The sequence below is a fragment of the Streptomyces sp. NPDC013317 genome (assembly GCF_055563155.1).
Genome location: NZ_JBVHDX010000009.1, coordinates 55,854 through 81,769, shown reverse-complemented (window position 1 = coordinate 81,769; position 25,916 = coordinate 55,854). Strand labels below are relative to the sequence as shown.

Sequence of the window (25,916 nt, the reverse complement as noted above, 5' to 3'; positions counted from 1 at the left end):
CGAGTATGCACATCATCACAGCACGTTACCAGGGTGTTTCAGCCACACTTGAAAAGCATCGCGGCGACCGGGGGCAAACGGAAAAGCTGTGGGGGTCGGGCAGGAAACCTTCAGGACCGAGGTGGCGTGGCGAAGACCGTGGGGGGCTTTGCACGCCCGGCGGCGGTCGGCGAGGGTTGCGGCTCACCTGCCCGGCATGGGTAATGGGCGCGGCCACCGGGTGGGGATCCGGGGGTCGCGCCCGTCCCGTTCTTTGCGGGACCAATCGTGGAAAGTTCAATACCGAAAGTTCAACGACCAATAATTCAATCGGCCTCGATTGAACACAAACTCACATCCGGCGAACATCCCGGGGCGGCTCCGGGGTGGACGAAATACGACGGGGCGGACACCTCCGCACAAGGTGTCCGCCCCATCTCTCTTGCGACCCGGAGCCGCCGCCCATCGGTTGAGGGTCGGGGACGAGCGGCGACTCCGGTGACCTTTGCTACTGAACGTCCGGTCAGCGGCCGTCCAGCAGGGCCGAGCCCGGGGGCTCAGCGGCTGTCGGAGCCCTTCGACTCCGCAGCGGCCCGGCCGGCCTCCAGGCGCGCCACCGGGATCCGGAACGGCGAGCAGGAGACGTAGTCGAGTCCGACCTCGTGGAAGAAGTGCACCGACTCCGGGTCGCCGCCGTGCTCACCGCAGACGCCGAGCTTGATGTCCGGGCGGGTGGCCCGGCCGGCCTGGACCGCGCTGCGGACCAGGGCGCCCACACCGTCCTTGTCGATGGTCTCGAAGGGCGAGACACCGAAGATGCCCTTCTCCAGGTACGCGGTGAAGAAGCTGGCCTCCACGTCGTCCCGGGAGAAGCCCCAGACCGTCTGCGTGAGGTCGTTGGTGCCGAAGGAGAAGAACTCGGCGGCCTCGGCGATCTGACCGGCGGTCACGGCGGCGCGCGGCAGCTCGATCATGGTGCCGAGCGCGAGCTTCAGCTCCACACCCGTCTTGGCCTGGACCTCGGCGATGACCTGCTCGGCCTCGTCGCGGACGATCTCCAGCTCCTGGACGGTACCGACGAGGGGGATCATGATCTCGGCGCGCGGGTCGCCCTTGGCCTCGATGCGCTGGGCCGCGGCCTCGGCGATCGCCCGGACCTGCATGGTGAACAGACCGGGGATGACCAGGCCGAGCCGGACACCGCGCAGACCCAGCATCGGGTTCTGCTCGTGCAGCCGGTGCACGGCCTGGAGCAGGCGCAGCTCGTTCTCGTGCGGCTCCTTGCGGGCCTCGGCGAGGGCGACGCGCACCGACAGCTCGGTGATGTCGGGCAGGAACTCGTGCAGCGGCGGGTCGAGCAGCCGGACCGTGACGGGCAGCCCGTCCATGGCCTCGAAGAGCTCGACGAAGTCCTTCTTCTGCAGCGGGAGCAGGGCCTCGAGGGCCTCGGTCCGCTCCTCGTCGGTGTCGGCGAGGATCAGCTTCTCGACCATCTCGCGGCGCTCGCCGAGGAACATGTGCTCCGTACGGCAGAGGCCGATGCCCTGGGCGCCGAAGCGGCGGGCGCGCGAGGCGTCCTCGGCGTTGTCGGCGTTGGCGCGGACGCGCAGCCGGCGGACGCGGTCGGCGTAGGCCATGATCCGGTGGACGGCGGCGACCAGCTCGTCGGCGTCGTCGGCGCCGGCGTGCATCCGGCCCTCGAAGTACTCGACGACCGGGGACGGTACGACGGGTACCTCACCGAGGTACACCTTGCCGGTGGAACCGTCGATGGAGACGACGTCGCCCTCCTCGACGACCACACCGGAGGAGGTGGTCATCCGGCGGCGCTTGGTGTCGACCTCGAGCTCCTCGGCGCCGCAGACGCAGGTCTTGCCCATGCCGCGGGCCACGACGGCCGCGTGCGAGGTCTTGCCGCCGCGCGAGGTCAGGATGCCCTCGGCGGCGATCATGCCGTCCAGGTCGTCCGGGTTGGTCTCACGGCGGATGAGGATGACCTTCTCGCCGGAGCGCGACCACTTGACGGCCGTGTACGAGTCGAAGACGGCCTTGCCCACGGCCGCGCCCGGGGAGGCGGCGATACCGCGGCCGATCTGCTCGACCTTGGCGTTCTCGTCGAACTTGGGGAACATCAGCTGCGCGAGCTGGGCGCCGTTGACGCGCTGGAGCGCCTCGGCCTCGTCGATCAGGCCCTGGTCGACCAGCTGGGTCGCGATCCGGAAGGCGGCACCGGCGGTGCGCTTGCCGACGCGGGTCTGCAGCATCCACAGCTGACCGCGCTCGATCGTGAACTCGATGTCGCAGAGATCCTTGTAGTGGGTCTCCAGGGTCTCCATGATCTGCATCAGCTGGTCGTACGACGCCTTGTCGATCGACTCGAGCTCGGCCAGCGGCACGGTGTTGCGGATACCGGCGACGACGTCCTCGCCCTGCGCGTTCTGCAGGTAGTCGCCGTAGACGCCCTGGTGGCCGGAGGCGGGGTCGCGGGTGAAGGCGACGCCGGTGCCGGAGTCCGGGCCGAGGTTGCCGAAGACCATGGAGCAGATGTTGACCGCGGTGCCGAGGTCGCCGGGAATGCGCTCCTGGCGGCGGTAGAGCTTGGCGCGGTCGGTGTTCCAGGAGTTGAAGACGGCCTCGATGGCGAGGTCCATCTGCTCGCGCGGGTCCTGCGGGAAGTCGCGGCCGGCCTCGGCCTTCACGATCTTCTTGAAGTGCTTGACGATCTTCTTCAGGTCGCCCGCGTCGAGGTCGGTGTCGACCGTGATCTTCTTGGCGGCCTTGGCCTCGTCGAGGGCCTCCTCGAAGAGCTCGCCGTCGACACCGAGGACGGTCTTGCCGAACATCTGGATGAGACGGCGGTACGAGTCCCAGGCGAAGCGCGCGTCGCCGGCCTGGGCGGTCAGGCCCTCGACGGACGCGTCGGAGAGGCCGATGTTCAGGACGGTGTCCATCATGCCGGGCATGGAGAACTTGGCGCCGGAGCGCACCGAGACGAGCAGCGGGTCGTCGGCCTGGCCGAGCTTCTTGCCCATCTTCTGCTCGAGGGCGTCCAGGTGGGCGGTGACCTCGTCACGGAGCTCGACCGGCTCGGAGCCGCTGTCGAGGTAGACCTTGCACGCCTCGGTGGTGATCGTGAAGCCGGGGGGAACCGGGAGGCCGAGGTTGGTCATCTCGGCGAGGTTCGCACCCTTGCCACCGAGCAGGTCCTTCAGGTCCCTGTTGCCCTCGGTGAAGTCGTACACGAACTTCTGATCTTTGTTTTCCGACACGTGTCTCGACTCCTCGAGGACTCGGTGGCTGCCCTGACGGCGAGGAACATACCCAGATCGAAGGCCCCTGTGGAGGTATGCCTACCGGTCACATGGTCTTAACCACCCGTCCGCCAGCGCATCGAAAGTAACTGACGAGTAGCTTCCGCTTTCAGGCTCCGAAGCCCCCTTGACTCAAACCCGAGGTTACCCGCTCACATGAGCGACTTCTTGAGCATCTGCGTTCAACTCTTGAACGCAAGAGGGGTGGCACCCAGTGCCACCCCTCCATAAGTGCAACGCCTCGTAATCTGCTCATCTGAGCAGCACCCCTATCAAGGGTGGCGAGGATCACGCCGAACTTCGGCCCGATTTTCCACGATCCGGACGACCAGGGGTCACCCCCCGGACGTGTCCAGTTCGGCCTCCTCGCTGACACCCGCGCAGTCGTAAGGGTCCTTCAACCAGCCGTCGGGCAGCACCACGCGGTTGTTGCCCGACGTGCGGCCGCGCGGGCCGTCCGCGCCCGTCGGCCACGGCTGGTCCAGATCCAGCTCGCTCAACTGAGCGCTCAGCTCGTCCAGGGACGAGGTGATCGCCAGCTTCTTACGCATCTCGGAACCGACCGAGAAGCCCTTCAGGTACCAGGCCACGTGCTTGCGGAAGTCGATGACACCGCGCGACTCGTCCCCGAGCCACTCGCCGAGCAGCCGCGCGTGCCGCACCATCGCGTCCGCGACCTCGCGCAGCCCCGGCTGGGCGTAGCCCCCGGTGCCCTCGAAGCCCGCCACCAGGTCCGCGAAGAGCCACGGCCGCCCCAGGCAGCCGCGCCCCACGACCACGCCGTCGCAGCCGGTCTCGCGCATCATCCGCAGCGCGTCGTCCGCGGACCAGATGTCGCCGTTGCCGAGCACCGGGATCTCCGGCACGTGCTCCTTGAGCCGCGCGATGGCGTCCCAGTCCGCCGTACCGCCGTAGTGCTGCGCCGCCGTCCGCCCGTGCAGGGCGATCGCCGTCACGCCCTCCTCGACCGCGATCCGGCCCGCGTCCAGGAAGGTGATGTGGTCGTCGTCGATGCCCTTGCGCATCTTCATCGTGACCGGCAGGTCACCCGCGTTGGAGACGGCCTCGTTCAGGATCGCGCGCAGCAGCGGCCGCTTGTACGGCAGGGCCGAGCCGCCGCCCTTACGGGTCACCTTGGGGACCGGGCAGCCGAAGTTCAGGTCGATGTGGTCGGCCAGGTCCTCGTCCGCGATCATCCGTACGGCCTTGCCGACCGTCACGGGGTCGACGCCGTAGAGCTGGATCGACCGAGGCTGCTCGCTCGCGTCGAAGCGGATGAGCTGCATGGTCTTCTCGTTGCGCTCCACCAGCGCCCGCGTCGTGATCATCTCGCTCACGAACAGGCCCTTGCCGCCGCTGTACTCACGGCAGAGGGTGCGGAAAGGGGCGTTGGTGATGCCGGCCATCGGGGCGAGCACCACCGGCGGCTGCACGAGGTGCGGCCCGATGGAGAGGGGGGAGAACGCGGTCATTCAGCCATTGTCGCGCACTGCGGCACTCCTTAGGCAGCCGTACGATCCGCACATGCCCGAGCTCACATCCGCGCCGCCCGGCCGGGACCGGAAACGGGTCATCCTGGCGATCTGCTGCATGAGCCTGCTGATCGTCAGCCTGGACAACACCGTGCTGAACGTCGCGCTCCCCGCCATGCAGCGTGACCTGCACGCTTCCGTGGCGGGCCTGCAGTGGACCATCGACGCCTACACGCTGGTCCTGGCCTCGCTGCTGATGTTCGCCGGCTCGACCGCGGACCGGATCGGCCGCCGCAAGGTCTTCCTGACCGGTCTCGTCTTCTTCACCCTCGGCTCGCTCCTCTGCTCGCTCGCCCCCAGCCTGGAGACCCTGGTGGTGTTCCGGATGATCCAGGCGGTCGGCGGCTCGATGCTCAACCCGGTCGCCATGTCGATCATCACCAACACCTTCACCGAGCCAGCGGCGCGCGCCCGGGCCATCGGGCTGTGGGGCGGGGTGGTCGGCGTCTCCATGGCGGCGGGTCCGGTGGTCGGAGGGCTGCTCGTCGACTCGGTGGGCTGGCGCGCCGTGTTCTGGATCAACCTGCCGGTCGGCCTCGCCGCGCTGCTGCTGACCCTGCGCTACGTCCCCGAGTCCAAGGCGCCCAGGCCCCGCCGCCCCGACCCGGTCGGCCAGGTGCTGGTCGCCGCCTTCCTCGGCTCGCTCACGTACGCGATCATCGAGAGCAGCCTCCCCTTCGCCGGCGTCGCGCTGGCCTCGCTCGCCGGGCTGCTGTTCTACGAGCCCCGGCGCCGGGAGCCCCTGATCGACCTGCGGTTCTTCCGGAGTGCTCCGTTCAGCGGCGCCACGATCATCGCCGTCTGCGCCTTCGCCGCCCTCGGCGGATTCCTCTTCCTGAACACGCTCTACCTCCAGAACGTGCGCGGGCTCTCCGCCCTGGAGGCAGGCATGTACATGCTGCCGATGGCGTCCATGACCCTGGTCTTCGCCCCGCTCTCCGGGCGGCTCGTCGGGGCGCGCGGACCGCGGCTGCCCCTGCTGCTCGCGGGGACGGCGATGGCGGCGGGCTGCCTGCCCTTCGCCGCCTTCGAGGCCGAGACGCACGATCCGATGCTCTTCGCCGGGTACGTGCTCTTCGGGATCGGCTTCGGCATGGTGAACGCTCCGATCACCAACACCGCCGTCTCGGGCATGCCCCTCTCCCAGGCGGGGGTGGCGTCGGCCGTCGCCTCCACCAGCCGGCAGATCGGCCAGACGCTCGGCGTCGCCGTCGTGGGAGCCGTCCTGGCCGCCGGGGTCGGCACGCTCTCGCGTACGGACGACTTCGTGGCGGCGAGCAGGGGCGGTTACTGGATCATGACCGGCTGCGGTCTCTGTGTCCTCGTGGTCGGCGCTCTGACCAGCGGGAAGTGGGCGATGGGGACGGCGGAGCGGACGGCGCGGCGACTGGAGGCGGAGGAGGCTCAGGCGCCTGCGGGCGCGACGTCCTCCGCCTCCTGAACCGCGAGCGCCAGAAGCCGGTCGAGCCCCGCGCGGGACTCCTGGTCGACCGGTACGTACGTCACCAGGCGCGGTCCGGAGGTCGGGCCGAGCCACACGTTGGTGTGCTCCAGGTGCAGGGTCCCGACACGGGCGTTACGGATGATCTTGGTGCGGCCGCCCTGGGCCACCACCTCGTGGCGCGCCCAGATCTCCCGGAACTCCGGCGAGGCGGCCTCCAGCCGCTGCAGCAGCGCCTTCCAGGCGGGCTCGGCGAGGTGCTCGGCCATGGAGGCCCTGAACTTGCCCGCCATCGCGCGCGTGACGTCCGGCAGCTCGGCGACGGCGGACCGCCACTCGTCGTTGGTGAAGGCCAGCCAGATGCAGTTCCGGTCCTCGCGCGGCAGCTCGTCGAGGTCGCAGAGCAGCCTGCCGTACGTGCGGTTGTAGGCCAGGATGTCGTACCGGCTGTTCTGGATGCAGGCGGGCAGCGGCTCCAGCTGGTCCAGCATCGCGCGAAGGGCGGGCGTGACGGTCGGGCAGGGCGCCTCCGGGTTCGGGTCGGCCTCGCCGCCGAGGGCGAAGAGGTGGGTGCGCTCGGTCGCGTCGAGCTGAAGGGCCCGGGCGAGGGCGTCGAGGACCTGAGGCGAGACGTGGATGTCCCGGGCCTGCTCCAGCCACGTGTACCAGGTGACGCCGACGGCGGAGAGGTGCGCGACCTCCTCGCGGCGCAGTCCGGGGGTGCGCCGGCGCCGACCGCGGGGCAGGCCCACCTGCTCGGGGGTGATCCGCTCGCGGCGGCTGCGCAGGAAGGCGGCGAGTTCGTGCCGCCGGACATCGGTCCGCGCCCCGGCCTCCGGGGCAGGCGTGACCCCGGCTGCCGGGGCTCGCGTGGTCCCGGCCTCGGTGCCTCGTGTGCGCGTGGTCCCCACGGCCATGGTCGTCATGCTCCCAGGGTGCCGGGGCTCTCAGCCCGTTGCCAGGTAGTGCTAGTACCAGGATAAAGACACTCTGGTACCAGGCTGAGTCTGGGCGGATCGTCGACAGCGTGCCTACTCCAGCCTCCACCACCGCCCCCGCCCGCGGGACCGGCTCCGCCGTCGGCCGCGCGGCCCCCGTCCTCGGCCCGCTCGGACTCTTCACCGTGCTCCTCGGCGCCGCGCTGCCGCTGATCGACTTCTTCATCGTCAACGTCGCCCTCCCCACCATCGACCACGATCTGGCGGCCGGTCCGGCGATGCTGGAACTGGTCGTGGCCGGCTACGGACTCAGCTACGCCGTACTGCTCGTCCTCGGCGGGCGGCTCGGCGACCTCTTCGGCCGCCGCCGGCTCTTCCTCGCCGGCATGGCCGCCTTCGGCGTGACCTCGCTCGCCTGCGGCCTGGCCCCGGACGCCTGGACGCTCGTCGGGGCGCGTGTGGCACAGGGTGCCTCGGCCGCACTGATGCTCCCGCAGGTCCTCGCGACCATTCACTCCTCGACGACGGGGGCGCGGCACGCGAGGGCGCTGAGCCTGTACGGCGCCACCGCCGGGCTCGCGATGGTGGCCGGTCAGATCCTGGGCGGGGTGCTCGTCGCGGCCGACCTCGCGGGCAGTGGCTGGCGGGCGATCTTCCTGGTCAACGTGCCGGTGGCGGTGGCCGGACTGCTGCTCGCCGTGCGGACCGTCCCGGAGACCCGCTCGGAGCACCCGGCACCGGTCGACGTCCCCGGCACCCTCCTCCTCGGCCTGGCGCTGCTCACGCTCCTCGCCCCCCTCACGGAGGGGAGGGCGGCGGGCCGGCCGCTGTGGACCTGGGTCGCGCTCGGGATCTTCCCGTTCGCCGCCGGGGCGTTCTGGTGGGTGGAGCTGCGGGCCGACCGGCGGGGCCGTACGCCGCTGGTACCGCCGAGCCTGCTCGGTCTGGTCTCGCTGCGCCGGGGACTCGCCCTGGTGCTGCCGTTCTCGATCGGCTTCGGCGGCTTCATGTTCGTGATCGCGGTGGCGCTCCAGCAGGGCCTGCGGATGAGCGCGGTGGTCTCGGGCCTCGCGCTGGTCCCGATGGCGGTGGCCTTCTTCGGCGCCTCCCTCGCGGGCCCTCGGCTGGTACGGCGCTGGGGCACCCGGGTCGTCACGGCGGGCGCCCTCGTCCAGGCCTTCGGCATCGGTCTGCTCGCCCTCGCGGCCTGGGGCTCCTGGCCCTCCCTCTCGGCCTGGAGCCTCCTGCCGGGCATGGCCGTGGCGGGACTGGGCCAGGGTCTCCAGCTCCCGGTCCTGTTCCGGGTCGTCCTCTCCGAGGTGCCGGCGGACCGGGCGGGCGTGGGCAGCGGCGTCATGGTCACCACCCAGCAGTCCGCCCTGGCCCTCGGCGTGGCCACGCTCGGCTCCCTGTTCCTGTCGCTGTCGGCGTCCGGCTCGATGGGGACGGCGCTGACGGTGACGCTCCTGATCCAGGTGGCGGCCGTGCTCCTGACCGCCCTGATGAGCCTGCGCCTGCCGCGCGCCGTGAGCTAGCCCGCGCCTCGGCGGGCACGCACGGGCGAGCTGCGCACCGGGCGACACGCACGTGGGCCCGGGTCACCTTCCGTGACCCGGGCCCACGTCGTCGTAGCGGCTGCGGCTACTCCTGGCCGCCCGCGGTGTCCGCGGCGTCCGCGGTGGCGGTCTCGGCGCCTTCGGCACCCAGCGCGCGCTCGCGCATCTTCCTCAGCAGGTCCTGCTTCTGGTCGACGGCGGCCCTGCGGTCGGCGCTGCTGTTCTGAACGGCGCCCTGCTGGTCGCCTCGGGACAGCTTCTTGCGCTGTCCGCCGACGCCGAGGAGGTTGTTACGGCCCTTGGCCATGGGGTTCTCCCATTGGTGAGAAGTGGTGAGGGGATCGTCCGGCGGGGGCGGGCCGCCGAGGCCCGCCGCGCTCTCACTCGTAGATCTGGAAGAACGAATACATGGCGTAGACGCTACCCGTCCCGCACATGCCAGACACCCGGTTTTCCGTCGCACCGCCCACGTGAATGACAAACATTGAAATCTGTCAGTCGTCATGCCATAGTTGTCATGCATCGCTCCCCCGACGTTCCGCGCCCCTCCCGAGGAGACCCCCATGACCTCCGCCCACACCCTCCCGACCAGCCGCCTCGGCGCCACCGGCCCCGAGGTCTCCGCCCTCGGCCTCGGCTGCATGGGCATGTCCGCGCTGTACGGCGAGAGCGACCGCGCCGAATCGATCGCGACGATCCACGCCGCGCTCGACGCCGGGATCACGCTCCTCGACACCGGCGACTTCTACGGAATGGGCCACAACGAGCTGCTGATCAACGAGGCCCTGCGCACGGCCCCCGCGGCCGCCCGTGAGAAGGCCCTGACCAGCGTGAAGTTCGGCGCCCTGCGCACGGTCGAGGGCGGCTTCACCGGCTATGACGGCCGCCCCGCCGCGGTGAAGAACTTCGCGGCGTACTCCCTGCAGCGCCTGGGCACCGACCACATCGACATCTACCGGATCGCCCGCGTCGACCCCGACGTGCCGATCGAGGAGACCCTCGGCGCGATCGCCGAGCTGGTCGAGGCCGGACACGTCCGCCACATCGGGCTCTCCGAGGTCGGCGCGGACACCCTGCGCCGCGCCGCGGCCGTCGCCCCGATCGCCGACCTCCAGATCGAGTACTCCCTGATCTCCCGGGGCATCGAGGAGAAGATCCTGCCGACCGCGCGCGAGCTGGGCATCGGCATCACGGCGTACGGCGTGCTGTCGCGCGGCCTGATCAGCGGCCACTTCACCCGTGACCGCGAACTGGCCCCGGGCGACTTCCGCGGAATGTCTCCCCGCTTCCAGGGCGCCAACCTCCACCGGAACCTGGACCTGGTGGAGCAGCTGCGGGCCATCGCCGAGGCCAAGGGTGTGACGGTCGCGCAGACCGCCATCGCCTGGGTCCTGGCACAGGGCGCCTCGCACGGCGCCGACATCGTCCCGCTGGTCGGCGCCCGTCGCCGGGACCGGCTCACGGAGGCCCTCGGCTCGCTGGACGTCACCCTGGACGCCGCCGACCTGGACGCGATCGAGCGGGCCGTTCCCGCGGGCGCGGCGGCCGGCGAGCGCTACCCGGCCGCCCAGATGGCCCACCTGGACAGTGAGCACTGACCTGCGCTTCGGCTGACAGGTACTGTCATCCCATGCCCACCGAGACCCTGACCGCAGAGCGCATCCTCGAAGCCACCGAGGAGGTCCTGCGGCGGTACGGCCCGGCGAAGGCGACGGTGGTGGACGTGGCCCGGCTCCTCGGCGTCAGCCACGGCAGCGTCTACCGCCACTTCCGCACGAAGGCGGCGCTGCGGGAGGCGGTGACGGCGCGCTGGCTCTCCCGTACGGAAGCCGCGCTGGCCGACCTGACCGGTTCCGCGGGCCGGCCCGCCCCGGAGAAGCTCCGCGCCTGGTTCGCCGAACTCTTCGACGCCAAGCGCCACAAGGCGGGCGACGACCCGGAGCTGTTCGCCACCTACGAGGTCCTGCTCGACGAGAACAGCGGAGTGGTCGAGGACCACCTCGGCGTCCTGGTGGCTCAGGTGCGCGAGATCGTCGAGGAGGGCGTCCGGGGCGCCGAGTTCACCGCCGCGGACACGGACAGCACGGCGCGCGCCCTCTTCGCGGCCACGGCCCGGTTCCACGACCCGGCCTACGCTCCGGAGTGGCAACGCCCCACGATCCAGGCGGAGTTCGACGCGGTGGTGGACCTCCTGCTGCGCGGTCTGCGCCCCTAGGGCGTGTCCTCCGGCAGGCGTTCCGCTCGATACGCCGAAGCCCCCGGTTCCAGTGGAACCGGGGGCTTCGGCGTAGGCGATCAGGCTGGTCAGCAGCCGAGCAGGCGGCTGCCCAGGTAGCCCTGGATCTGGTCGAGGGAGACGCGCTCCTGCTTCATGGTGTCGCGCTCGCGCACGGTCACCGCGTTGTCGTCCAGGGTGTCGAAGTCGACGGTGACGCAGAACGGCGTACCGATCTCGTCCTGGCGGCGGTAGCGGCGGCCGATGGCGCCGGCGTCGTCGAACTCGATGTTCCAGTTCTGCCGCAGGTCGGCGGCGAGGCCCTTGGCCTTCGGCGACAGCTGCGGGTTGCGGGAGAGCGGCAGGACGGCGACCTTGACCGGCGCGATGCGCGGGTCGAGGCGCATCACGGTGCGCTTCTCCATGACGCCCTTGGCGTTCGGGGCCTCGTCCTCGTTGTACGCGTCGAGCAGGAAGGCCAGCATGGTGCGGCCGACGCCCGCGGCGGGCTCGATGACGTACGGGGTCCAGCGCTCCTGGGTCTCCTGGTCGAAGTAGAACAGGTCGTTCCCGGACGCCTTGGAGTGCGCCTTCAGGTCGTAGTCGGTGCGGTTGGCGACACCCTCGAGCTCGCCCCACTCGCTGCCGCCGAACTGGAAGCGGTACTCGATGTCGGCGGTGCGCTTCGAGTAGTGGGAGAGCTTCTCCTTCGGGTGCTCGAACCAGCGCATGTTCTCCTCACGGAGACCCAGGCCCGTGTACCAGTTCCAGCGCTGCTCCATCCAGTACTCGTGCCACTGCTCGTCCTCGCCCGGCTTGACGAAGAACTCCATCTCCATCTGCTCGAACTCGCGGGTGCGGAAGATGAAGTTGCCCGGAGTGATCTCGTTCCGGAAGGACTTGCCCATCTGCGCGATGCCGAACGGGGGCTTCTTGCGCGAGGTCTGCTGGACCTGGCCGAAGTTGGTGAAGATGCCCTGCGCGGTCTCGGGACGGAGGTAGGCGACGGAGCCGGAGTCCTGCGTCGGGCCGAGGTGCGTGGAGAGCAGACCCGAGAACTGCTTGGGCTCGGTGAAGGTGCCCTTGTTGCCGCAGTTGGGGCAGTTCAGGTCGGTGAGGCCGTTCTCGGGGAGGCGGCCGTGCTTCTCCTCGTACGCCTCCTCCAGGTGGTCGGCGCGGTAGCGCTTGTGACAGGAGGTGCACTCGGTCAGCGGGTCGGTGAAGGTGGCGACGTGACCGGAGGCCTCCCAGACCTCGGTGGCCAGGATCACCGACGAGTCGATGCCGACGACGTCCTCGCGCGCGGTGACCATGTAACGCCACCACTGGCGCTTGATGTTCTCCTTGAGTTCGACACCCAGCGGTCCGTAGTCCCAGGCGGCACGCTGGCCGCCGTAGATCTCGCTGCACGGGTAGACGAAGCCACGGCGCTTGCTCAGGCTGACGATGGTGTCGATCTTGTCGGCGGCCACGGTGCTCTCTTCATTACGACGACGAAGTGCGAATGCCTCAGGTTACCGGCGCCCGCACCCCCCGTATCAAATCGGTTCGGCCTCGCTCATCGGGAAGCACAGGGAGGCCGGAACACGGGCGTCGACGGCGGCGATCAGATCGCCTCCCGACTTGTACCAGTCTGCCTGTATACCGATGACCGTGCGCCGGGGGCGCAGTGTGCGCACGGCGGCGAGCTCGTCCACCGGAGGGTCGGCGAGGGCGCGGCAGAGCAGGTTCACGAACCCGGCGAACTTCTCGGGCTCGCCGGAACCGCCCGGGGATGTCGTCCCAGTACAGAGGGATGCCGTTGATCTCCGTGCGCCGCATGGCCGCTCGTAGTGGGACGGGACACAGGTAAGGCAATTGACAACCGTTTCCAGTTTTGTTGAAAATGAGTGTCATGAACGTACGCCGTCTGATACCCACCACCGCCGTCGCCGGAGCCGTCGCGCTCGGTCTCGTCACCCTCTCCGCCTGCTCGGGGACGTCCGGCGCCGCCGACAAGGCGAACGGCAGGCTCAGCGTGGTGGCGTCGTTCTATCCCATGCAGTACCTGGCCGAGCAGATAGGCGGCGCGCACGTCTCCGTCGAGACGCTGACCGCGCCGGGCGTCGAGCCGCACGACCTCGAGCTCAAGCCGAGGCAGATCGGCGAGCTCGGCGATGCCGACTGCATCCTCTACCTCAAGGGCGTCCAGCCCGCCGTCGACGAGGCGATCAAGCAGGCGGGCGTGGAGCACACCGTCGACGCGGCCGGCCTCACGAAGCTCGAAGCGCACGGCACCGGTGGCCACGACCACGGCGCCGAGGAGCACGGCCACGAGGAGGAGGGCCACGACCACGGCCACGAGTCCGAGGCCGGCGCCGACCCGCACATCTGGCTCGACCCGGTGAAGTACGCCGAGGTCGCCAAGGGCGTCGGCGCCTCCCTGGCGAAGGCCGACCCGGACCACGCCGCCGACTACCGGAAGAACACCGACGCCCTGGTGAAGAAGCTCGGCGACCTGGACACGGCGTTCGAGACCGGCCTGAAGAACACGACCACCAGGACCTTCATCACCACCCACTCGGCGTTCGGCTACCTCGCCGAGCGCTACGGCCTGGACCAGGAGGGCATCACCGGCATCGACCCCGAGTCCGAGCCGAGCCCCGCCCGGATGCAGGAGCTCCAGACCATCGCGGAGAAGGAGAAGGTCTCCACCGTCTTCTTCGAGACGCTCGCCAGCGACAAGACCGCGAAGACCCTGGCCGAGGACACCGGCCTCACCACCGCCGTCCTGGACCCGCTGGAGGGAATCACGGACAGGTCCCAGGGCGATGACTACGTCGAGGTCATGCAGGCCAACCTCGCCGCGCTGAAGAAGGCCCTCGGCGCGAAGTGACCCACGCACAGCAGGAGGCACCCGTGAGCGCGCCCGTCACGCCCGTCATATCCGTCCGCGGAGCCACGGCGACCCTCGGCGCGCGCCCGGTCCTGCGCGGCGTCGACCTCGCCGTGCACCCCGGCGAGGTCGTCGCGCTGCTCGGCGCCAACGGCTCCGGAAAGTCCACCGCCGTCCGCGCGATCATCGGCCAGGTGCCGCTGACCGGCGGCACGATCTCCCTCTTCGGCACCGAGCAGAAGCGGTTCCGCGCCTGGGCCCGCGTCGGTTACGTCCCTCAGCGCACCACCGCCGCCTCCGGTGTCCCCGCCACGATCCGCGAGGTCGTCTCCTCCGGCCGGCTCTCCCGCCGCACCTTCGGCCGGCTGACCAAGGCCGACCGCGCCGCCGTCGACCGGGCCATCGACCTCGTCGGCCTCGCCGACCGGGCCAAGGACTCGGTGAGCGCCCTCTCCGGCGGCCAGCACCAGCGCGTCCTGATCGCCCGCGCGCTCGCCTCGCAGCCCGAGCTGCTGATCATGGACGAGCCGATGGCCGGCGTCGACCTCGCCAGCCAGGAGATCCTCGCCGCCACGTTGCGCGAACAGGTCGCGGACGGCACCAGCGTGCTGCTCGTGCTGCACGAACTGGGCCCCCTGGAGCCGCTGATCGACCGGGCCGTGGTCCTCCGCGACGGCTGTGTCGTCCACGACGGCCCGCCGCCGCAGGCCGTCGGCCAGCATGCCCTGCCCGGCCACGACCACGTCCATCCGCACGCGGCCGGCGAGCCGCTCCGTACGGGTCTGCTGACCTGAGGAAGCTGACCTGATCATGGAATTCCTCGAACCCGCCTTCATGCAGCGAGCGCTTCTCGCGGCCGTCCTCGTCGGCATCACCGCGCCCGCCGTCGGCATCTTCCTCGTGCAGCGCCGCCAGGCGCTGATGGGCGACGGCATCGGCCATGTCGCCATGACCGGCGTCGGTCTCGGCTTCCTCCTGAACAGCAGCCCGGTGTGGATGGCCACCCTGGTCGCCGTCGTCGGCGCCGTGCTGATGGAGCTGATCCGGACGTACGGGCGCACCCGCGGCGACCTCGCGCTCGCCCTGCTCTTCTACGGCGGCATGGCGGGCGGCGTCATGCTGATCCAGGTCGGCGGCGGCTCCAACGCCAATCTGCTCTCGTACCTGTTCGGCTCCTTGTCCACGGTGTCGTCCGAGGACGTCACCGCGATCGCCGTCCTCGCCGCCTTCGTCGTCCTGGTCACCGTCGGTCTGCGCCGCCAGCTCTTCGCCGTCAGCCAGGACGAGGAGTTCGCCCGCGTCACCGGCCTGCCGGTGCGCGCCCTGAACCTGCTCGTCGCGATCACGGCGGCGGTGACCGTCACGGTCGCGATGCGGGTCGTCGGCCTGCTGCTCGTCAGCGCGCTGATGGTGGTCCCGGTGGCGGCGGCGCAGCAGCTGTCCCGTTCGTTCCGCGCGACCTTCGTCCTCGCCATCGTGATCGGCACCGGTGTCACGCTGACGGGCACCGTGACCACGTACTACCAGGACCTGCCCCCGGGCTCGCTCATCGTGCTGCTCGCGATCGGCGTCTTCATCGTCCTGACGGCGCTCTCGGCGCCCCTGGCCAGGCGACGCGCGCGGGCCGCCGAGGCCGCGGCCTCGTCCTCGGCGGAGTGCGACATGGCCGTTCCCGGAACGCGGCGGCCGACGGAGGACGCCACGCTCTAGCAGCCTGGCAGAATGGCGGGGGCGACGACATCACTAGGAGGCCCCCGTGGCGACGGCAGGACCCCCCGTACGCGGCCGCTCGACCAAGCAGCGGGCCGCGGTGGCGGCGGCGCTCGACGAGGTGGACGAGTTCCGCAGCGCTCAGGAACTGCACGACATGCTCAAGCACCGTGGCGACTCCGTGGGCCTCACGACGGTGTACCGGACGCTGCAGACCCTCGCGGACGCCGGCGAGGTCGACGCGCTGCGCACCAGCGAGGGCGAGACGGTCTACCGCCGCTGCTCGACCGGTGACCACCACCACCATCTCGTCTGCCGCGTCTGCGGCAAGGCGGTCGAGGTGGAGGGCCCGGCGGTGGAGCAGTGGGCGGAGACGATCGCCTCCGAGCACGGGTTCGTGAACGTGGCGCACACGGTCGAAATCTTCGGTACCTGCGCGGAGTGCGCGGCCAAGTAGGCCCCGGGGCAGGAACACGCAGGCCCTCGGACCGTACGGAAGGGCCCGCACCGGATCACTCCGGTGCGGGCCCTTTCCGTCCGGCCGGAAGCGGTGCCGTACGCAACCGGGCCTCGGGCGGGTGTCAGACCCGCTTCACATGGCGCTCCAGGATGGCCCGCAACCGGTCGAGATCCTCGGGGGCGGACACGCCCTGCTTGGGCAGCGCGGCGACGCCGACACCCGCCCGGTCGGCCGAGAGCAGGACGAAGAGCGTGGGCGTCTCGACGTACAGGGGCAGCATCGCCCACCGGCTCGTGGTCTCGCTGACGCGCGTCGTCCAGGTCACCCCGTCGTCGTCCACGACGGCCCGGAACTCCCCCTGCGGCTCGACGAGCCCGTACATCTGACGTCCCGTCACCAGCGGTATCAGGGGTCCCAGCGTGAGGACCAGGGCGCCGAGACCGCCGAAGAGGAACACCTTCGACAGCTCCGGGTCCCCCGGCCCCGCCAGCTCCCACACCACGACCAGAGCGGCCAGGACTCCTCCGGTGGGCAGCAGCCACCGCAGCAGGCGCCCCATGGGCGAGTGGCGCAGCCTGACCCTGACCACCTCCGTGACCTCGGCCTTCGTCGGCACGTAGACCAGCTCGACCTTGCTCGGCCCCCGCACAGTCACTCCCCCCTCGTCCTGCTCAGCCCTTGTCCAGGACGGCCATGTCCGCCGCGTCCACGCCACCGAACCGGCGGTCGCGGGAGGCGTACTCCACGCAGGCGCGCCAGAGGTCACGGCGGTCGAAGTCCGGCCACAGGACGTCCTGGAAGATCATCTCCGCGTAGCTGCTCTGCCAGATCAGGTAGTTCGAGGTGCGCTGCTCACCGCTGGGGCGCAGGAACAGGTCGACGTCCGGCATGTCCGGGTAGTACAGGTACTTCTGGAAGGTCTTCTCGTTGACCTTCGCCGGGTCCAGCCTGCCCGCCGCCACATCCTCCGCGATCTTCTTCGCGGCGTCGGCGACCTCGGCGCGACCGCCGTAGTTCACGCAGAAGTAGAGGGTCATCGCGTCGTTGCCGACGGTCTGCTCCTGGGCGACCTGGAGCTCCTGGACGACCGACTTCCACATCTTCGGCATCCGGCCGACCCAGCGGATACGGATACCGAGCTCGTCCATCTCGTCACGGCGGCGCCGGATGACGTCCCGGTTGAAGTTCATGAGGAAGCGGACCTCCTCGGGGGAGCGCTTCCAGTTCTCCGTGGAGAAGGCGTAGAGGGAGAGGTTCTTGACGCCCATCTCCAGGCAGCCCTTGAGCACGTCGAGGACCACGCCCTCGCCGACCTTGTGGCCCTCGGTGCGCGGCAGGCCGCGCTCCTTGGCCCAGCGGCCGTTGCCGTCCATCACACAGGCCACGTGGTTGGGCACCAGCTCGGCGGGGAGCTTCGGCGGACGGGCACCGGAGGGGTGCGGCTCGGGGACCTTGTACTCCCGTCGCTGCCGTCCGAGGATTCCGCGTCGTGCGATGGCCATGGCGATGGATCTCCTAGCTCTTCTCTACATACCGCAGGGAACGCAGGCCGCGCTCCAGGTGCCAGTGCAGATAGGCGGACACCAGCCCGCTCCCCTCCCTGACGTGACGCGGCTCGCACGCGTCCGCAGTCGCCCAGTCGCCGGTGAGCAGCGCGCTGAGCAGGCCGATGGCCTCCGGAGAGGGTACGACGCTGCCGGGCACCCGGCAGTCGCCGCATATGACGCCGCCCGCCGCGACCGAGAAGAACCGGTTGGGCCCGGGCAGCCCGCACTTCGCGCAGTCCTCGAAGCTCGGCGCGTAGCCGTTGACGGCGAGGGAGCGGAGGAGGAAGGCGTCGAGGATCAGATGGGGCGCGTGTTCGCCCCGGGCGAGGGTGCGCAGCCCGCCGACGAGCAGCAGGTACTGCTGCACGGCCGGTTCGCCCTCGTTGTCCGTGAACCGCTCGGCCGTCTCCAGCATCGCCGTCCCCGCGGTGTAGCGGGCGTAGTCGGTGACGATCCCGCCGCCGTACGCGGCGATGGTCTCGCTCTGGGTGCAGAGCGGGAGCCCGCGCCCCACGAGATCACTCCCGCGGGCGAAGAACTGCACGTCGACGTGGGAGAAGGGTTCCAGCCTGGCGCCGAACTTCGACTTCGTCCGCCGCACTCCGCGCGCCACGGCGCGCACCCGTCCGTGACCGCGCGTGAGGAGCGTGATGATGCGGTCCGCTTCACCCAGCTTCTGGGTGCGCAGCACGATGCCGTCGTCGCGGAACAGACTCATGCGGCCCATTCTCCCGTACGGGAGAAGTGCCCCGTGGCCGCTCCCGCCCTTCCGTCACCGGCGCCACCGCCCCGCGCCAGGCGGGCGCGGGCGGCGGGCCGGCTCGCGGAGTCACGGCACCTCGCCCCGGCTGCGGGCGTTCGCGTGCGCGGTGGCGGCGCGCAGGCGCTCGGCGGAGGTGGCCTCGCGGACGCCCTCCGGCTCCGCGTCCCACTCGCGCCCGCCGCCGAGCGGCCGCAGCTGGACGTACGGGCCCTCGTGCCCCATGACCGTGCCCACACGACCGGTGCGGATCTCGACGACGTACGACCCGATGGGCAGTTTCATGACCGGCCCCTTCCTTCCCCCGGCAGTGCGGCGGGGTTCCTCGCGCAAATCCGCCACCGTCTCGCTCGCTTCTTCGACGGCCCCGATGTCGACCGCGTGACCTGTTCCTTCACCCACGCATCCCTTTCCGAATCCATTTCGCGCTTACCGCACCCGAGGTGGTGCGCAATCCGTAGAATCGGCAGATGCGCAGGTCCTGGAAGTGCCCGGTGAAGCCGGGGAGTCAGGCCATGGCCAAAGCGAGACGCGTACGGAGAATGCGGAACCCGTACCCGGTCGGGACGCGCTGAATCGACGGCGAGCTGCAAACCGTCACCCTTTTCGAACGGACGGATCGCAAACGCGCCGGCCCCCGGCCACCGGCGGGGTGCCGGGGGGGCCGGGGTGCACCGCTCATCCGGTGTCGGCCACCGCCGCGCGTCAGAGGCTGCGGGCGGTGATGTCGCCGCGGGAGGTGGTGGCACGGATGTCGAGTGCGACGGCGCCGTCGTTCTTGAGGGCGTTGTCGACGCGGCCGTAGTCGGTACCGGCGTCCAGGGCGGCCGAGACACCGGCGGCCGCGACGACCGAGATGTCGCCCGACTGGGTACGGAGCACGACCGTGCCACGCACGGCCTCGGCGATCTTGATGTCGCCCCGCGCGGTGCTGATCTCCGCGGAGCCGCCCAGCCGGCCGATCTCGACGTCGCCGTCGACCGCCGCGAGGCGGAGGCTCGCGGCCTCGTCGATCCTGATCCGGTGGTACGCGCCTTCGAAGGCGATGTCGCCGAGCCGCCCGACGCCCTGGAGTTCGCAGGCGTCGGCCCTGCCCTCGACGCCGGAGCCGGCGGGGAGCTGGACGGTCACCTCGACGGATCCGGCGTCGCCCAGGATCCGGCTCTCCGCGGCCGGGGCCTCGATCCGCAGGACGCCGTCCCCGCAGGAGACCTCGATCCGCGCCGCCGCCTTCACGTCGCGGCTTTTGGAGGGGTCGGCCGGGCGTACCTCGACGGTGGCGTCGGCGCGGTCGGCGGCGATGAGCCGAAGGCGTCCGGCGGGGATGTTCACGACGGCGGCGATCGGGGCGGTGGTGTCGAACTTCTGCATCATGCTCTCCTATGACTCGTCGCTGTTTCCGATAAAGGAAAGCTACGTTGCATTCACAGAGTCAGCAACACGCTTGTTGCACGGAATCGCCATCACGGCAGGTCAAAGTGGCATTTTCGTTGCAGTGTTCAGCGATTTAACGCAACGTCACACCGATGTCGCGTTGCAATGAATGACAGTGAACGCTCAATGGGCGCCGTGCCACAGGCCTTCACGGCGCTCTCCAGCCCCTTCTTTGAGGGGTCATAAGTTCGCCTTATGGGCTCATAGGCCGGGGGCGGGTACCGGCGCGCTTCAGGCGTTATTTAGGGTGACCTAAGTGACGACAGCCATCGTCGTCACGTCGTTTTGCGAAGGGAACCTGACATGCCCCGCCCTCTCCGGGTCGCGATCGTCGGCGCCGGCCCCGCCGGAATCTACGCCGCCGATGCGCTGCTGAAGTCCGAGGCCGCCGCCGAGCCGGGCGTGTCGATCGACATCTTCGAGCGGATGCCGGCCCCCTTCGGCCTCATCCGGTACGGCGTGGCGCCGGACCACCCGCGCATCAAGGGCATCATCACGGCCCTGCACCAGGTCCTCGACAAGCCGCAGGTCCGCCTCTTCGGCAACGTCGACTACGGCACCGACGTCCACCTGGACGACCTGCGCGCCTTCTACGACGCCGTCGTCTTCTCGACCGGCGCCATGGCCGACCGCGAGCTGAAGATCCCCGGCGTGGAGCTGGACGGCTCCTTCGGCGCCGCCGACTTCGCCTCCTGGTACGACGGTCACCCGGACGTCCCGCGCACCTGGGAGCTGGAGGCCGAGAAGGTCGCCGTCCTCGGCGTGGGCAACGTGGCCCTCGACATCGCCCGCATCCTCGCCAAGACCGCGGACGAGCTGCTGCCGACCGAGATCCCGCCGAACGTCTACGACGGCCTGAAGGCCAACAAGGCCGTGGAGATCCACGTCTTCGGCCGCCGCGGCCCGGCGCAGGCGAAGTTCAGCCCGATGGAGCTGCGCGAGCTGGACCACTCCCCCACCATCGAGGTCATCGTCAACCCCGAGGACATCGACTACGACGAGGGCTCCATCGCCGAGCGGCGCAAGAACAAGCAGACCGACATGGTCGCCAAGACCCTGGAGAACTGGGCGATCCGCGACATCGGCGACCGCCCGCACAAGCTGTTCCTCCACTTCTTCGAGTCGCCGGTCGAGATCCTCGGCGAGGACGGCAAGGTCGTCGGCCTCCGGACCGAGCGCACCGAGCTGGACGGCACGGGCAACGTCAAGGGGACCGGCCGGACCACGGACTGGGACGTCCAGTCCGTCTACCGCGCCGTCGGCTACCTCTCCGACGAACTGCCCAAGCTGCCCTGGGACACCGCCTCCGGCACCGTTCCGGACGAGGGCGGCCGCGTGATCGAGGAGGGCGGGGCCCACCTGGCGTCGACGTACGTCACCGGCTGGATCCGCCGCGGCCCGGTCGGCCTCATCGGCCACACCAAGGGCGACGCCAACGAGACGGTCGCGAACCTGCTCGACGACTTCGCCAACGGCCGCCTCCTCACCCCCGCGACCCCCGAGACCGACGCGGTCGTCGCCTTCCTTGAGGCCAAGGGCATCACGTACACGACGTGGGAGGGCTGGTACGCCCTCGACGCCGCCGAGAAGGCGCTGGGCGAGCCGCAGGGCCGCGAGCGCGTGAAGATCGTCGAGCGCGAGGACATGCTCCGCGCGAGCGGCGTCGAACTCGGCTGACGCCGGTCCTTCCGCGGCCCTCCATGACGTCGGTTCCCTCCCCCGCGGGAGGGAACGGCTAGAGCAGCGTCCTCGCCGTGGCGAGGAGCCGGGCCGTGTCGTCGGAGCAGAGCGCGAGCGCGTTCCCGACGGTGTGGAGCACATCCCGCTCCGCCGGGCTGTACGCCCCGTCCGCGAGCGCGATCCGGGCCCCCTGGAGCAGGATCGACTCGCGCCCGGGGGCGGCCAGATGCGGGGCGAGCGGCTCCAGGGCCTCGTGCAGTTCGATGGCCAGGGCCGCGCCGCCGCCGCCCGCGTCGGGCAGGAACCGGCCGGTGTCGGCGGCGAGCGCCTCGACGAGGTCGGTGAGCTGGACTCCGGTGCACTCGTCGAAGCCTGCCGCGCGGACCGCCGTGACCGCGGTGTCCACGGCCGTACGGGACGAGGTTCCGCCCGCGGCGAGGACGGCGAGGGCGACCGTGTGCACGCCGTCCCGCAGCATCGCGGCGAAGCGGCTCGTCGTCGGATGGTCGAGCGCCTCGGTGCCGAAGTGGGTGTGGCACGCGGTGCATTCGACGACCGGCCCGGCGAGGCCGCGGGGCAGCAGCGGGACGCCCAGGACGGCGAACCGGCGGCGTCCCGTCCGCCTGCGGTAGTTACGGTCGCCGCCGCATTCCTCGCAGAAGAACTCGCCGTCCCCGACGGTGTTCCAGGAGGTACGAACGCCGCAGAGGATCACTTTTCGTCCGCGTGACTCTCGGGCAGACCGCACGCCGCACCTCCCTTGACGAACCGGCGACTTTGCCGACGTGGGGAGTGATGTTAACCACATCCATGATGCGGCGTCAGCACCTCGTCGACAGATCGCCATCGACTTGGCCGAGACACGACACCGCCGCGAGAGGGGCTCGGAGCCGCCGCTCCAGCCCGAAAGGGGCCCGTCCGTATGGACGGGCCCCTTTCGGGCACTTCACCGTGTCAACCGGAAAGGGTGACGGACCGCCCGGCCCGCAGAGGCGCTCCCCCGCTCGGGGAGACGCGCCCCGGCTCGGGAGGCACCCCGTCCCGGGGCCGGATCAGCGCGCCGAGCGGTTGACCGCCGAGATGACGGCCTTCAGCGAGGCGCGGGTGGTGTTGGCGTCGATGCCGATGCCCCACAGGACCTTGCCGTCGATGGCGCACTCGATGTACGAGGCGGCCTGCGCGGAGGCGCCCTCGCTCATCGTGTGCTCCTGGTAGTCCAGCAGCCGCGCGTCCACGCCGATCGACTGCAGCGCGGCGAAGAAGGCGGAGATCGGACCGTTGCCGGAGCCGGTCAGGACGGTGTCGGTGCCGTCGACGACCGCCTCGACGGTCAGCGTGTCCGTGCCGTCCGTGTCCGAGGTGGTCTGGCCGGAGCGCAGCTGGATACGGCCCCAGGCGTTGTCCGGGTTGGGCAGGTACTCGTCCTGGAAGACCGACCAGATGGCGGCCGGCGTGACCTCGCCGCCCTCGGAGTCCGTCATCTGCTGGATGATCTTCGAGAACTCGATCTGCATCCGGCGCGGCAGGTCCAGCTTGTGGTCGTTCTTCAGGACGTACGCGATACCGCCCTTGCCGGACTGCGAGTTGACCCGGATGACGGCCTCGTAGGAGCGGCCGACGTCCTTCGGGTCGATGGGCAGGTACGGGACCGCCCACTCGATGTCGTCCACGGTCTTGCCCTGGGCGGCCGCGTCGGCCTCCATGGCGTCGAAGCCCTTCTTGATGGCGTCCTGGTGGGAGCCGGAGAAGGCGGTGTAGACCAGGTCGCCCGCGTAGGGGTGGCGCGGGTGGACCTCCATCTGGTTGCAGTACTCGCTGGTGCGGCGGATCTCGTCGATCTGCGAGAAGTCGATCTCCGGGTCGACGCCCTGGCTGAACAGGTTCATGCCCAGGGTGACCAGGTCCACGTTGCCGGTGCGCTCGCCCTGCCCGAACAGGCAGCCCTCGATGCGGTCGGCGCCGGCCATGATGGCCAGCTCGGCCGCCGCCACGGCCGTACCGCGGTCGTTGTGCGGGTGGACGGACAGGCAGACGTACTCCCGGCGGCTCAGGTTCCGGGACATCCACTCGAACCGGTCCGCGTGGGTGGAGGGCGTCGAACGCTCCACGGTGGCGGGCAGGTTCAGGATGATCTCGCGGCCCTCCTCGGGCTGCCAGACGTCACAGACCGCCTCGCAGACCTCCAGGGCGAAGTCCAGCTCGGTGTCGGTGAAGATCTCCGGGCTGTACTGGTAGCCGAAGACCGTGTCGTCGCCCAGCAGCTTGTCGGCGTACTCCATGACCAGCCGCGTGCCGTCGACGGCGATCTGCTTGATGTCCTCCTTCGAGCCGCGGAAGACGACCCGGCGGAAGGTGGGCGCGGTGGCGTTGTACAGGTGGACGGTGGCGCGCTTGGCGCCCACCAGAGACTCCACGGTCCGCTCGATCAGGTCCTCGCGGGCCTGGGTCAGGACGGAGATGGTGACGTCGTCCGGGATCGCGCCCTCTTCGATGATGGAGCGTACGAAGTTGAAGTCGGTCTCGCCGGAGGACGGGAAGCCGACCTCGATCTCCTTGTAGCCCATGCGCACCAGCAGGTCGAACATCTCGCGCTTGCGGGCGGGGCTCATGGGGTCGATCAGCGCCTGGTTGCCGTCGCGCAGGTCGGTCGACAGCCAGCGGGGAGCCTTGGTGATGCGCTGCTCGGGCCAGGTGCGATCGGGGATGTGGACGGCTTCGTACCGCCCGTACTTGTGGATCGGCATGCCGGACGGCTTCTGCGTCCGGGTGGCGTTGGTGATGGGCGTCGGACGGCCAACGGGCTGAGACATTGCGTAGGGCTCCTCGGGTCCTTCCGGGGGGACGGCCGACTGTCGAACGCAACACCAGGTCCCGCGGGGAGGGGGTCGGCCTACGACTACAGGCCCTCGCCGCGGCAGCTAAGGAGAAGCAGCCCGAAACGCATGATGTGCCGCAGCCTAGCTCAGGTCCGCGGAGCGCGGACGTCCTGTTCAGTATGCGGGACGGCCGAGCCGACAATACGAAAGGGTGACGAATCACTCCATTTCGCGGATCATGGTCGCCCCTAGTGACAGTGACGTGACCCAGTGCCACATTGCAGGCATGACCTCCCACGCGTACGTCCCCGTCCACCCGGTCTTCTGCACGATCGTGCCGCCGCACCTGCTGGAGCACCTGGCGGCCTCGGAGAACCCGGCCGTCGCGGCGGCCGCCCGGCGCACACTGGTCGCCGACGCGATGAACCGGACCAGCCGCGTCCTCTCCCAGCCGGCCGTGACCCGGTCGGCGGGCCCCACGGAACCGGCGGAGCCCGCCCGACCGCGCCGCACGGTGTACGACGCGCGGAACGGCACGGAGCTGCCGGGTGCCGTGGTCCGTGAGGAGGGCCAGGAGGCCACCGCCGACGCCACCGTCAACCGCGCGTACGCCGGGCTCGGCGCCACCTTCGACCTCTTCCTGAAGGGCTTCGGCCGGGACTCCGTCGACGGAGCGGGGCTGCCGCTCCTGGCGACCGTCCACTACGACCGGAACTACGGCAACGCCTTCTGGAACGGCGAGCAGATGGTGTTCGGCGACGGCGACGACGAGATCTTCCTCGACTTCACGCTCCCCGTGGACGTGATCGGCCACGAGCTGGCGCACGGCTTCACGCAGTACACGGCGAACCTGGAGTACTTCAGCCAGTCGGGCGCGCTCAACGAGTCCGTCTCGGACGTCTTCGGTTCGCTGGTGAAGCAGTACACGCTCGGTCAGAGCGCGCAGGACGCGGACTGGCTGATCGGCGAGGGCCTCTTCCACCCGGACGTGGAGGGGACGGCGCTGCGCTCGATGAAGGCACCCGGCACGGCGTACGACGACGACGTCCTCGGCAAGGACCCCCAGCCGGGCCACATGGACGACTACGTCCGCACGAGCCGCGACAACGGCGGGGTGCACATCAACTCGGGCATCCCGAACCACGCCTTCTACCTCGCGGCCACCGAGCTGGGCGGCAACGCATGGGAGCGGGCGGGGCAGATCTGGTACGACGTGATGACCGGCGGGACGCTCACCCCCGAGACGCGGTTCTCCGAGTTCGCGGCGGCGACGGTGGCGGCGGCGCGGGCGCGGTACGGGGAGGGCGAGGAGATCCAGGCCGTGCTGAAGGCCTGGGGAGCCGTCGGCGTGCCGACGGACTGATAGACCAGGGGCATGCGTATTCGAGTGCGGCGCACCGGCGGCTTCGCGGGCATCGAGCGGTCGGCCGAGGTGGACACCTCCGGCCGGCCGGACGCCGGGGACTGGCACACACTGGCCGTCACCGTCCTCCGGGAGGGGGACGGCGACGTCCGGGGCGTGCCGGACGGCTTCTCGTACGAGATCACGGTCGACGACGAGACGGTCCGCTGCTGCGACCCGCGCCTGACGGAGTCGCAGCGCGCCCTGATCACGAAGGTCCTGAAGGAGGGCGCCTGACCGTGCCCGGCCCCGAGACCGAC

25 protein-coding genes are annotated in these 25,916 nt (G+C 70.3%); 12 read left to right on the top strand and 13 right to left on the bottom strand.

From position 1 onward, the window contains the following. Positions 1-536 precede the first annotated feature (536 nt). Complete coding sequence (gene ppdK, locus ACZ3IJ_RS23105) at positions 537-3,248, bottom strand: pyruvate, phosphate dikinase (protein ID WP_467471006.1); 2,712 nt, start codon at positions 3,246-3,248, stop codon at positions 537-539. A gap of 377 nt (positions 3,249-3,625) precedes the next feature. Continuing rightward, positions 3,626-4,762: a tRNA dihydrouridine synthase DusB gene (dusB, locus tag ACZ3IJ_RS23100; RefSeq protein WP_467471004.1), complete on the bottom strand. Its 1,137-nt coding sequence runs from the start codon at positions 4,760-4,762 to the stop codon at positions 3,626-3,628. Positions 4,763-4,814: 52 nt separating this feature from the next. Between dusB and ACZ3IJ_RS23095 the strand changes: the two genes are divergently transcribed. Beyond that, positions 4,815-6,263 (top strand): MFS transporter, encoded by a 1,449-nt coding sequence (locus ACZ3IJ_RS23095; protein WP_467471002.1) that lies wholly within the window; start codon positions 4,815-4,817, stop codon positions 6,261-6,263. On the opposite strand, the gene ACZ3IJ_RS23090 is transcribed toward ACZ3IJ_RS23095, so the two are convergent. Next, positions 6,227-7,189 carry a helix-turn-helix transcriptional regulator gene (locus ACZ3IJ_RS23090; RefSeq protein ID WP_467471000.1) on the bottom strand — a complete coding sequence of 321 codons (963 nt, stop codon included), beginning with the start codon at positions 7,187-7,189 and terminating at the stop codon, positions 6,227-6,229. The two genes, ACZ3IJ_RS23095 and ACZ3IJ_RS23090, sit on opposite strands and share 37 nt — an antisense overlap. A 101-nt stretch (positions 7,190-7,290) precedes the next feature. On the opposite strand from ACZ3IJ_RS23090, the gene ACZ3IJ_RS23085 reads away from it, so the two are divergent. Next, positions 7,291-8,736, top strand: a complete 1,446-nt coding sequence (locus ACZ3IJ_RS23085) for an MFS transporter (RefSeq protein ID WP_467470998.1) — start codon at positions 7,291-7,293, stop codon at positions 8,734-8,736. Positions 8,737-8,842: 106 nt separating this feature from the next. Here ACZ3IJ_RS23085 and ACZ3IJ_RS23080 read toward each other — a convergent pair whose 3' ends face one another. Then, positions 8,843-9,064, bottom strand: coding sequence for a DUF6243 family protein (locus ACZ3IJ_RS23080; protein ID WP_467470996.1), 222 nt, complete (start codon positions 9,062-9,064; stop codon positions 8,843-8,845). 256 nt (positions 9,065-9,320) lie between these two features. Between ACZ3IJ_RS23080 and ACZ3IJ_RS23075 the strand changes: the two genes are divergently transcribed. Both ACZ3IJ_RS23075 and ACZ3IJ_RS23070 read left to right on the top strand, forming a co-directional pair. Continuing rightward, on the top strand, positions 9,321-10,355 hold the full coding sequence (locus tag ACZ3IJ_RS23075; protein ID WP_467470994.1) for an aldo/keto reductase: 1,035 nt from the start codon (positions 9,321-9,323) through the stop codon (positions 10,353-10,355). 32 nt (positions 10,356-10,387) lie between these two features. Further along, complete coding sequence (locus ACZ3IJ_RS23070; protein ID WP_467470992.1) at positions 10,388-10,972, top strand: TetR/AcrR family transcriptional regulator; 585 nt, start codon at positions 10,388-10,390, stop codon at positions 10,970-10,972. 89 nt (positions 10,973-11,061) lie between these two features. Here the strand turns inward: ACZ3IJ_RS23070 and ACZ3IJ_RS23065 are convergent, their stop codons facing one another. Together ACZ3IJ_RS23065 and ACZ3IJ_RS23060 are read right to left on the bottom strand one after the other, a co-directional pair. Further along, positions 11,062-12,444: a glycine--tRNA ligase gene (locus ACZ3IJ_RS23065; RefSeq protein ID WP_361679966.1), complete on the bottom strand. Its 1,383-nt coding sequence runs from the start codon at positions 12,442-12,444 to the stop codon at positions 11,062-11,064. 66 nt (positions 12,445-12,510) lie between these two features. Continuing rightward, a complete protein-coding gene (locus ACZ3IJ_RS23060) occupies positions 12,511-12,705 on the bottom strand; it encodes a hypothetical protein (RefSeq protein ID WP_467470990.1) in 195 nt (64 codons plus the stop codon). A 161-nt stretch (positions 12,706-12,866) separates the two neighbouring features. Here ACZ3IJ_RS23060 and ACZ3IJ_RS23055 point away from each other — a divergent pair, with 161 nt between their 5' ends. The 4 genes from ACZ3IJ_RS23055 to ACZ3IJ_RS23040 are packed head-to-tail and all read left to right on the top strand — an operon-like array spanning position 12,867 to position 16,014. Then, positions 12,867-13,847 (top strand): metal ABC transporter substrate-binding protein, encoded by a 981-nt coding sequence (locus ACZ3IJ_RS23055; RefSeq protein ID WP_467470988.1) that lies wholly within the window; start codon positions 12,867-12,869, stop codon positions 13,845-13,847. Positions 13,848-13,870: 23 nt separating this feature from the next. Next, a complete protein-coding gene (locus tag ACZ3IJ_RS23050) occupies positions 13,871-14,641 on the top strand; it encodes a metal ABC transporter ATP-binding protein (protein WP_467470986.1) in 771 nt (256 codons plus the stop codon). Positions 14,642-14,657: 16 nt separating this feature from the next. After that, positions 14,658-15,557, top strand: a complete 900-nt coding sequence (locus ACZ3IJ_RS23045; protein ID WP_467470984.1) for a metal ABC transporter permease — start codon at positions 14,658-14,660, stop codon at positions 15,555-15,557. Between the two features lie 46 nt (positions 15,558-15,603). Beyond that, positions 15,604-16,014, top strand: a complete 411-nt coding sequence (locus ACZ3IJ_RS23040) for a Fur family transcriptional regulator (protein WP_352187933.1) — start codon at positions 15,604-15,606, stop codon at positions 16,012-16,014. A gap of 124 nt (positions 16,015-16,138) precedes the next feature. On the opposite strand, the gene ACZ3IJ_RS23035 is transcribed toward ACZ3IJ_RS23040, so the two are convergent. From ACZ3IJ_RS23035 to ACZ3IJ_RS23015, 5 genes are all read right to left on the bottom strand, one after another. After that, positions 16,139-16,666 (bottom strand): YcxB family protein, encoded by a 528-nt coding sequence (locus ACZ3IJ_RS23035; RefSeq protein WP_467470982.1) that lies wholly within the window; start codon positions 16,664-16,666, stop codon positions 16,139-16,141. 22 nt (positions 16,667-16,688) lie between these two features. Continuing rightward, on the bottom strand, positions 16,689-17,513 hold the full coding sequence (locus tag ACZ3IJ_RS23030; protein ID WP_361594176.1) for an isoprenyl transferase: 825 nt from the start codon (positions 17,511-17,513) through the stop codon (positions 16,689-16,691). A 19-nt stretch (positions 17,514-17,532) separates the two neighbouring features. Then, on the bottom strand, positions 17,533-18,282 hold the full coding sequence (recO, locus tag ACZ3IJ_RS23025; RefSeq protein ID WP_391797409.1) for a DNA repair protein RecO: 750 nt from the start codon (positions 18,280-18,282) through the stop codon (positions 17,533-17,535). A 111-nt stretch (positions 18,283-18,393) separates the two neighbouring features. Next, complete coding sequence (locus ACZ3IJ_RS23020) at positions 18,394-18,609, bottom strand: hypothetical protein (protein ID WP_361848371.1); 216 nt, start codon at positions 18,607-18,609, stop codon at positions 18,394-18,396. Positions 18,610-19,029: 420 nt separating this feature from the next. Next, on the bottom strand, positions 19,030-19,695 hold the full coding sequence (locus ACZ3IJ_RS23015; RefSeq protein ID WP_467471387.1) for a DUF4097 family beta strand repeat-containing protein: 666 nt from the start codon (positions 19,693-19,695) through the stop codon (positions 19,030-19,032). Between the two features lies 1 nt (position 19,696). Between ACZ3IJ_RS23015 and ACZ3IJ_RS23010 the strand changes: the two genes are divergently transcribed. Both ACZ3IJ_RS23010 and ACZ3IJ_RS23005 read left to right on the top strand, forming a co-directional pair. Next, a complete protein-coding gene (locus tag ACZ3IJ_RS23010) occupies positions 19,697-19,867 on the top strand; it encodes a hypothetical protein (RefSeq protein WP_467470978.1) in 171 nt (56 codons plus the stop codon). A 194-nt stretch (positions 19,868-20,061) separates the two neighbouring features. Continuing rightward, positions 20,062-21,435 carry an FAD-dependent oxidoreductase gene (locus ACZ3IJ_RS23005; RefSeq protein WP_467470976.1) on the top strand — a complete coding sequence of 458 codons (1,374 nt, stop codon included), beginning with the start codon at positions 20,062-20,064 and terminating at the stop codon, positions 21,433-21,435. Positions 21,436-21,493: 58 nt separating this feature from the next. On the opposite strand, the gene ACZ3IJ_RS23000 is transcribed toward ACZ3IJ_RS23005, so the two are convergent. Together ACZ3IJ_RS23000 and leuA are read right to left on the bottom strand one after the other, a co-directional pair. Further along, positions 21,494-22,186, bottom strand: coding sequence for a TerB family tellurite resistance protein (locus ACZ3IJ_RS23000; protein ID WP_467470974.1), 693 nt, complete (start codon positions 22,184-22,186; stop codon positions 21,494-21,496). Between the two features lie 304 nt (positions 22,187-22,490). Further along, a complete protein-coding gene (leuA, locus tag ACZ3IJ_RS22995; RefSeq protein ID WP_467470972.1) occupies positions 22,491-24,248 on the bottom strand; it encodes a 2-isopropylmalate synthase in 1,758 nt (585 codons plus the stop codon). Positions 24,249-24,540: 292 nt separating this feature from the next. On the opposite strand from leuA, the gene ACZ3IJ_RS22990 reads away from it, so the two are divergent. Further along, the gene (locus tag ACZ3IJ_RS22990) at positions 24,541-25,617 is read left to right on the top strand and encodes a M4 family metallopeptidase (protein WP_467470970.1); all 1,077 of its coding nucleotides are present in this window, start codon (positions 24,541-24,543) and stop codon (positions 25,615-25,617) included. A 12-nt stretch (positions 25,618-25,629) separates the two neighbouring features. Beyond that, on the top strand, positions 25,630-25,893 hold the full coding sequence (locus ACZ3IJ_RS22985) for a protealysin inhibitor emfourin (RefSeq protein ID WP_467470968.1): 264 nt from the start codon (positions 25,630-25,632) through the stop codon (positions 25,891-25,893). Positions 25,894-25,916: the final 23 nt, after the last annotated feature.

Excerpts from the sequence above, each read along its gene's own strand:
- recO (WP_391797409.1), bottom strand. The coding sequence starts at position 18,282 with ATGAGTCTGTTCCGCGACGACGGCATCGTGCTGCGCACCCAGAAGCTG.
- ACZ3IJ_RS23070 (WP_467470992.1), top strand. The coding sequence starts at position 10,388 with ATGCCCACCGAGACCCTGACCGCAGAGCGCATCCTCGAAGCCACCGAG.
- ACZ3IJ_RS23010 (WP_467470978.1), top strand. The coding sequence starts at position 19,697 with ATGCTCTCCTATGACTCGTCGCTGTTTCCGATAAAGGAAAGCTACGTT.
- ACZ3IJ_RS23005 (WP_467470976.1), top strand. The coding sequence starts at position 20,062 with ATGCCCCGCCCTCTCCGGGTCGCGATCGTCGGCGCCGGCCCCGCCGGA.
- ACZ3IJ_RS23015 (WP_467471387.1), bottom strand. The coding sequence starts at position 19,695 with ATGCAGAAGTTCGACACCACCGCCCCGATCGCCGCCGTCGTGAACATC.
- ACZ3IJ_RS23020 (WP_361848371.1), bottom strand. The coding sequence starts at position 18,609 with ATGAAACTGCCCATCGGGTCGTACGTCGTCGAGATCCGCACCGGTCGT.
- leuA (WP_467470972.1), bottom strand. The coding sequence starts at position 24,248 with ATGTCTCAGCCCGTTGGCCGTCCGACGCCCATCACCAACGCCACCCGG.
- ACZ3IJ_RS23075 (WP_467470994.1), top strand. The coding sequence starts at position 9,321 with ATGACCTCCGCCCACACCCTCCCGACCAGCCGCCTCGGCGCCACCGGC.
- ACZ3IJ_RS23095 (WP_467471002.1), top strand. The coding sequence starts at position 4,815 with ATGCCCGAGCTCACATCCGCGCCGCCCGGCCGGGACCGGAAACGGGTC.
- ACZ3IJ_RS22990 (WP_467470970.1), top strand. The coding sequence starts at position 24,541 with ATGACCTCCCACGCGTACGTCCCCGTCCACCCGGTCTTCTGCACGATC.
- ACZ3IJ_RS23055 (WP_467470988.1), top strand. The coding sequence starts at position 12,867 with ATGAACGTACGCCGTCTGATACCCACCACCGCCGTCGCCGGAGCCGTC.
- dusB (WP_467471004.1), bottom strand. The coding sequence starts at position 4,762 with ATGACCGCGTTCTCCCCCCTCTCCATCGGGCCGCACCTCGTGCAGCCG.
- ACZ3IJ_RS23080 (WP_467470996.1), bottom strand. The coding sequence starts at position 9,064 with ATGGCCAAGGGCCGTAACAACCTCCTCGGCGTCGGCGGACAGCGCAAG.
- ACZ3IJ_RS23045 (WP_467470984.1), top strand. The coding sequence starts at position 14,658 with ATGGAATTCCTCGAACCCGCCTTCATGCAGCGAGCGCTTCTCGCGGCC.
- ACZ3IJ_RS22985 (WP_467470968.1), top strand. The coding sequence starts at position 25,630 with ATGCGTATTCGAGTGCGGCGCACCGGCGGCTTCGCGGGCATCGAGCGG.
- ACZ3IJ_RS23090 (WP_467471000.1), bottom strand. The coding sequence starts at position 7,189 with ATGACGACCATGGCCGTGGGGACCACGCGCACACGAGGCACCGAGGCC.